We start from the raw sequence: 7,548 nt of genomic DNA, 5'->3' as shown, positions 1-7,548 counted from the left end.
CTATTTACTTATATTTAGAATAGATGGGTTAAAAAGTAAATTGTGTATTTTTGAATTACATGAAGAAGTTCCACACTAATCCAAATCTTATTGAAAAATCTCTGAATGGATAATTGGGAGCAGAATAGTAGTTATAGCCAGTAAAAGCTGAATTAAAGTGTTCAGCTTTTAGAAAAATACGTGTTTGTCTGACTTTAGCATTAATGAAGAAATCTAATCTTGGGAATCCTCCTAATTTTTGATCGTTTTGAACAAAAAACTCTCCTAATAATGGATTATAGGCATTCATATGATAATCTGAAAAATAATTAAATGTAATACCAATCTGTAAAAAAAGTGCTTTCTTAAAAAGGTGATCCGAAAAATATACTGTATTTCTAGTAATAAAATCTGGAGTATTTAATACGCCATTTCCTTCTAAAACATTTTGATATAGTAGAGAATTATCTGAAGTAAACTTACCAAAACTAAATTGGTTAGAAAACTTAAGCCTAAAATAATCAACCGAGTTGCCAAATTGCTTAGGTTTAACATTACTATAACTTGTTGAAAGGTCAAGATTTGTAAAATAAGTAAAATTCTCTATGTTGGTATAATCAGCTGATAGTTTAAAATAGTTCTTAAAATTAAAATTTACAGAAACCAAACGTGTTTGAACATTCTCAAATACTTCTTGATTATTCCAATTATAGTTTATATAATCGCTTTGAAACAATAAAGTGTTGAAATTTGGAGGAGTGGAATGCAAATTGAGATTAATTCCCAGTAGGCTCTCTTTAATAGGAACTGATAATTCTGAATTTAAATAATAACCGCTAAATTCGCCGATAACATTTAATTTGAATTCATTTTTAAATTTTATTTTATCAAAATCGGTATTAAGCCCTCCTATTAAACTTAGGTTATACCCTTTTATTCTATTAGGAATAGTGATACCATTTATTTGAACCAATTGATCATAACCGTAATTATAATTATTATAGTTAACACCTGCTGAAATATCACCTACTTTATCTAGTTTAAACAATGCTTCTAGCGATGTGTTGAAATTTTCAAGTGTCTTCTTATCTTTTATTACTGTATTAAATGAATTACCAAAATACTCTTCATCAGCAATGGATTGATCATAACGATAGGACTTATCTTCAAATACAGTAATATTTCTTAATGAGAATTTACCTTTAGTAGAGTCATGTTTTTTAATTACATTATACTCTTGGTCGATATAAAATCTCTTCCCTACCAGTTTACTTTCTGCATTTTCAAAATTAGGATCAAACACTGATCGATCTAAAAATTCTTCGTTACCTGATTCAAAATTTTCAATGCCTTCTTGGGTTAAACCACCATTCTCTTCATTTAATAGATCTTGAGTAACAATATGAGCTTTAAATTTATAGCGTTTAGATTTAGTTATATAATTTGTTGTAAATCTTAAATTCCCAGTACTGGATAATATATGCTGATATTTACCTAAGCTACGCAAACCTTTATAAGCTATAGAAAAATTAAAGTTTGGAGACGTATTTACTGTAAAAAAAGCATCAAGCAGTTGACCTTGTTCAAATGCAGTTTTAAATTGAAGTTCTGTTAACGGTGTAGGTACTCTATAATAATCTACATCTTCTATTTGGTAATAATTAAAATGTTTTGCTTCAGCCCCAAATGAAGGCCTTATAGTGTTATCATAAAAATTATAACTAAGTGTATTATAAGTTTGACCTATGTTTGAAAACTGCATTAGATTAAAATTATCTTTACGTAAATAATTAAACTTATAATCTTTAGTTATAGTGAGGCTGGTATCTACATGAGTAGTATCTTGATTATGACTTATTACAATATAATCTTTAATATTTGCTTTTTTCTTTTCTGATGAAACTTTAGTTGAAGCTGATTTTATAGAATCCTTTTGAGCTGCACTTATGGACTGAGATGGTTTCTTAGTTTGTGCACCTAGAGATATACATATAAAATAAAACAGTATTAAAACAAATCTGTTCAAGCTCTTGGGTAATTAATAAAAATCAAAAGTATAGTATTTAAAATAAAATTACACTATCAAAAGTTCTTTAAACGGAAGAAGCCTATACTTTCGTATAGGCTTCTTATAATGATTAACTTAAATAAAGTTATAATTATTGAAACTTATAGATTCACACAGAAATCAGTAGATTCGGACATGTTAGCATCATCCATATCTCCTCCTCCTGAAGCATGAACTAAAGCTCCACAAGTAACGCTGTACGTTCCATAGTCTTGTCCATCTCCATAAGAATCAAAGATTGTAAATGTGTAACAACCATCTGGTAGATTAACAGTATTATCATAAGTTGCACTATCTCCATTAGCTGGTAAATTAACATAAGGACCATCAGAAGCAACAACAGCTCCTGTACCATCTGTTATTTGCCAAGAAGTTTCACCACCCCAACGATCTGTAGTAATAGATACAAAAATATCATTACAAGGTACGTTATCATCTACAATAGTAATAACTTTAGAAGCAGCTCCTTCAGGAGTACCTTCTCCTCCAATACCAACTGGTACAGAACTACTTGATGCTAAAGCAATTGTTACATCAACATCTCCATCAATATCATCATTATCAATAGCCATAAAATCTGCTGAACCAGATGTTTCACCTGCAGCAATTGTAATAGTTGATGGTGTTAAGCTAAATCTACTAGCATCTGCGCCAGTAGCTTCTAAATTAATCGTTACTGATGACGTAGCTGGCATAGCTAATATAGCTTCTATAGTTACTATTGTACCACTATTTTCAGTAATTGATGTTGCTGAAGCATTATTTATCTGTGCAAATTGACCTTGGTCATAGACAATTAACGTCTCTTCACATGCATTAAATGTAATTGCTACGATAGCAAGTACTAATGTTTTTAAAATGTTTTTCATAATTCAATCTTTTTTTAGTATCCAGGGTTTTGTTGTCCTCCGATAGCAGGATTTGCATTGATCTCAACAATAGGAATAGGTAATGTAAATCTGAAATCAGTAGCAGATAATGTACATGCTCCACTTTGAGTAGTACAATCTGTATTATCTCTTTCGATTCCTACATTAGCAGCAGGTCCTATACGTTTTAAATCTTCATATCTATGACCTTCGTAACAAAGCTCTATCTTTCTTTCTTGTAAAATATCAGCAAACGCATCAGCGATTGATCCATAAGAAGGAAGTGCTTGTGGGCTTCCAAAACGAGCATCTCTTAATTGCTTAACTAATTGGGCAGCACCACCTAAATTATTTTGAGCAGCTCTAGCTTCAGCCTGTATTAATAACATCTCTGCAGATCTAAATACTTTAAGATCATTCATTAAAGGCTGACCTTCTGATCCTGGGTATTTCTGAATAACCAATTTATCAGTATTAACTGGATCTGGATCTGTATCATAATTAGGATTGATTACCGAAGTTGGTGCAACGTTAACTGTGTAACGAATATCTGAAGGATCTAATAAATTAAATACACTTCTATCCATTTCAAAATATGGAGAACCATCTAAAGTAGCATCAACGAAAGCAAAAATTGCTCCAGCCCATCCACCTGCAGAAACTGATCCTGTAGCACCTTGACCATCATAACTATCATTTTGAGTTCTTTCTAATTTAAAAATAACTTCAGCATTTGAAGCATCTAAAAACATTAACTGATAGTTAACTGTACTAGCTAAAGGATAAGAAGCAACTAAATTACCCGCTAAAGTTTCAGCTGTTGGATAATCACCTCTTGTTGCAGCCATCCTTGCTCTTAATGCGTTAATTGCATCGCGAGAAATAAATAATGGATCAGATTGAACTGTAGATAATGTAGATGCTGTTGCTATATCTGCATTAATATAGTCCCAAAGCTCACCCGTTGTATTACGTAATGGTTGAATACTTAAAGGTGCAACAAAGTCAATAACTGGTGCTGCTAAAGCACTGTCATCTCTTGGGTCTGGACTAAAGTATAATAGCAATTCAAAGTTAGCATATGCTCTAATAAAGTAAGCTTGTGCTAATGCATTATCATAGGCATCTTGCTCACTTGCATCAGGAGTAATGTTAGCTGCTGCTTCAATTAAGATAGTACATCTATTGTTAACTCTAAAGTTACGCACCCAAAAATCAGATGCTGCTGTACTACCAGCATTAAGTACAAAATCATACAAAGCTATACCTTGCCCACCACTATCAAAACCAATAGCAATCTCGTCTGTAAAGTTAGCAGCCATTGAAATCTTTGGAGTTACATCCATTTGATTATAAAGTGCTAAAACACCAAGTTCTAAATCTTCAACATTACCAAAAGCATTGGCAGCATCTAAACGACCTGGTTGTCTTATATCAATTGCGTCGTTACAACCCATTAGCACTGCTAAGAGTCCGACAAATAATATTTTATTAAATTTTTTCATATTTCTTTTTTTTTAAAATCCTAATTCAACACCTACTGAAATAGTTCTTGGAGTTGGGTAAACTCTAGATCCGTTACTACGAGTTTCTGGATCAAAACCTCTCCATTCTGACCAAGTGAATAAGTTCTCACCGTTAAGGAAAACTCTAGCATTTGTTAAACCAGTGTTCTCTAAATACTTCTCTGGGAAGCTATATCCAAAACTAGCAAAACGTAATCTCAAGAAACTAGCGTCTCTTAAGAAACGATCTGAATTTCCGAATGAGTTTAAGTTAGCTGCGTTAGGAGAAGGAATATCAGTTACTTGACCTGGAGTAGTCCACTCTCTAAATAAATCTGAAGATAAATTAAACTGACCTACTGAATTCTGATCAACTAAATCTCCACCATAATCATTATCGAAACGATCAACGCCTGTCACATAATTAAACTGAGTTGTTAAAAAGAAACCTTTATAATCTAAGTTTACGTCAAAACTACCATTCCAGTCTGGAATAATGTTTTTACCTAACCAAACTCTATCATTATCTGCATCTGGATTTTCAGTTACGTTTCCGTTAGCAGTTAAGTATAATAAATTACCATTTGCTGGGTTAACACCTACATAACGTAGAGTAAAATATTCATTAAGGATACCTCCATTTCTACCAAGACCGATAATTTCTCCTTCTGTATTAGGAAGATCTTTTAATTCAGTTTCGTTATAGTTACCTACAACTCCAACCGATATTCTTAATCCGTCTGGATCTGTTGGTCTTAAAATGTCATAATCAATATCAATATCTAAACCACGGTTGAATAACTCACCAGTGTTAGCACTTTGTGAAGTTACACCAGTTGTTGCTGATAAAGGTGTACTTTGGAAAAGATCAGTTGTTTGTCTTTCGTAAACTTCAAACGTACCACGTAATCTGTTGTTCCAAACTCCAAAATCAACACCAATATTGGTTGTTGCAATGGTTTCCCAACGTAAAGATCTGTTACCTAACTGTGAAAGTGCAATAGAGTTAGCATTACCATAACCAGCAGTTGTAGCAAAGAAATCTTCAGTTAAATCTGGACCACCAAATAAACCACCACCTACGATGTCTTGGTTACCTGCAGTACCATAAGACGCTCTAAGCTTTAAGTTGTTAAACGCTGACCCCTCCATAAATGCTTCGTTAGAAATATTCCAACGTGCAGATACAGACCAGAACGTTGCCCAACGGTTAGATCCTGCAAAACGATAAGAAGCATCACGACGAAGTGTAGCAGCAAAACCGTACTTTTCATCATAATCATACTCTAAAGATCCGAAATACGAGAATAAACCTGCATTAAGAATGTTTGCTTGTGGGTTATCAACAAATAATCCATTTGCTGTAGGTATTAAAGCACTACCATCTCCTGGGAAGAATGTTCTTGGATCAAGTCCATTTCCAAAATAACCAAAAGTTCTAAAGTGAGCTTTAAAGTACTCTGTATATAAACCAACATCTATAGTATGCTTGTCAGCAAAAGTTTTGTTGAAGTTTAACGAAGTAACTTGGTTATAAGAGAATGCTCTATTAGTGTTTTGCTGTTGGAAACCAGAAGTTGGATTCTCAGCACCACCAAATAATAGGGCGTTAAATGATCTTGGATCTTCAGCACGAGTTAAAAACTCACTTTGATAATCAGCAGATAAAACTGCATTAGCTGTTAACCAGTCTGTTAATGCATAACTAAAGTTAGCACTACCAACTATTTTAACCTCTTCCTCAAATCTAGTATACGTATTTAAACGGTCTAATAAGAAAAGTGGTGTATTAGTAAATGATAAAGGTGACAATAAATCAGCACCATCAATATAATCATCTGGAGTAATATAAGGGACAGATATATAAGCACCTAATATATAGTTACGGTTAATCGCACCAGAACCAATACTGTTTGGCTCATTAGATTTAGAGTAGTTAACCGTTAAGTTAGTTGCATATCTGAATTTTTCATTACTTGATTTACCAGTGATATTAGAACGTAAGTTAAAACGTTTTAAATCTGAATCTCTTAAAATACCTTGTGTATCTGAGAAACCAAAAGACGTAAACTGAGACGTATTTTCACTACCACTAGATAATGATAAGGTATGGTTTTGTGTTACACCTGTACGGAAGAAAAAGTCTGTCCAATTAAAATTAGGAGCAGCTGCAATTTGAGCATCTGTTAATGGTGTACCAGCACCTGGGTTAAATTTACCTGAACTGTTACCAGCACCTGCACCATTACCTCTTGTTCTTTCATATGTAAGTAATTCTTGCGCTGACATGGCGTTGTAATCATTGTCTTGTAAAGTGTTGTAAGCTATAAAACCATTATAGTTAATCTTAAGACCTTGGTTAAAATTACCTTGACGCGTTTTAATTACAATTACCCCGTTTGCACCTCTGTTACCATAAATTGCAGTTGCACCTGCATCTTTAAGGATATCTATAGAAGCAATATCTTGTGGGTTTAAAGAACGGAAGTTATCTTCATCAACTGGAGCACCATCAATAATAAATAATGGTTCAGTGTTACCATTAATAGAAGATACACCACGTAGTTGAACTAAAGAGTTACCACCAGGTTGACCTGTACTTGTTGTAATATTCAAACCAGGTACTTGCCCTGAAAGCGTTTGAACAAAACTCGCATTTGGTCTGTTTTCAATAGTTTCTGCTGTTACCCTTACAGAAGATACTGATGATGTTACCTTACTTTGAGTTCGGTAACCTGTTACCACAACTTCATCTAAAGTATTATCAGTTTGTAAAGATACGTCGATGGTATTACTAGCGCTTACTGTCATTTCAACGTTCTTCATACCAACATACGAGAAAACAAGAACTTCTCCAGAACTTGCCTTAATGGAATACTTACCATCAAAATCTGTCTGAGCACCTCTTGCTGTTCCCTTAACAATTACGTTAGCTCCTGGCAATGGCAATCCATCGTCGGCTGTAGTAACTGTTCCTGTGATAGTCTTCTCTTGTGCAAAAGAAAACTGCATCACAAACGCCATAAAAAGCGTTAATAACCATGTTAACTTTAATTTCATAAAACAATTATTTGAGTTAGTCTAGCTGCAAACATCTTAATAATATCTTAATTATACAAGTAATTGT

Annotated in this window: 4 protein-coding genes; all 4 read right to left on the bottom strand. The window is 33.4% G+C overall.

Features of this window, described 5'->3' with window-relative positions:
- Nucleotides 1-55: 55 nt before the first annotated feature.
- A complete protein-coding gene (locus tag RM697_RS10585) occupies nucleotides 56-2,005 on the bottom strand; it encodes a putative porin (RefSeq protein ID WP_311427861.1) in 1,950 nt (649 codons plus the stop codon).
- Between the two features lie 143 nt (nucleotides 2,006-2,148).
- Entirely contained in the window at nucleotides 2,149-2,916 is a 768-nt protein-coding gene (locus RM697_RS10580) for a hypothetical protein (protein ID WP_311427860.1), read from the bottom strand.
- Between the two features lie 14 nt (nucleotides 2,917-2,930).
- Nucleotides 2,931-4,421: a RagB/SusD family nutrient uptake outer membrane protein gene (locus tag RM697_RS10575; RefSeq protein ID WP_311427859.1), complete on the bottom strand. Its 1,491-nt coding sequence runs from the start codon at nucleotides 4,419-4,421 to the stop codon at nucleotides 2,931-2,933.
- Nucleotides 4,422-4,433: 12 nt separating this feature from the next.
- Entirely contained in the window at nucleotides 4,434-7,481 is a 3,048-nt protein-coding gene (locus tag RM697_RS10570; protein WP_311427858.1) for a SusC/RagA family TonB-linked outer membrane protein, read from the bottom strand.
- Nucleotides 7,482-7,548: the final 67 nt, after the last annotated feature.

The sequence above is a fragment of the Microcosmobacter mediterraneus genome (assembly GCF_031846265.1).
Classification (GTDB): domain Bacteria; phylum Bacteroidota; class Bacteroidia; order Flavobacteriales; family Flavobacteriaceae; genus Microcosmobacter; species Microcosmobacter mediterraneus.
This window is presented reverse-complemented; position numbering and strand designations above follow the sequence as displayed.

Bases quoted from the DNA above. Each gene is read 5' to 3' on its own strand.
- RM697_RS10570 (WP_311427858.1), bottom strand. From the start codon at position 7,481: ATGAAATTAAAGTTAACATGGTTATTAACGCTTTTTATGGCGTTTGTG.
- RM697_RS10575 (WP_311427859.1), bottom strand. From the start codon at position 4,421: ATGAAAAAATTTAATAAAATATTATTTGTCGGACTCTTAGCAGTGCTA.
- RM697_RS10580 (WP_311427860.1), bottom strand. From the start codon at position 2,916: ATGAAAAACATTTTAAAAACATTAGTACTTGCTATCGTAGCAATTACA.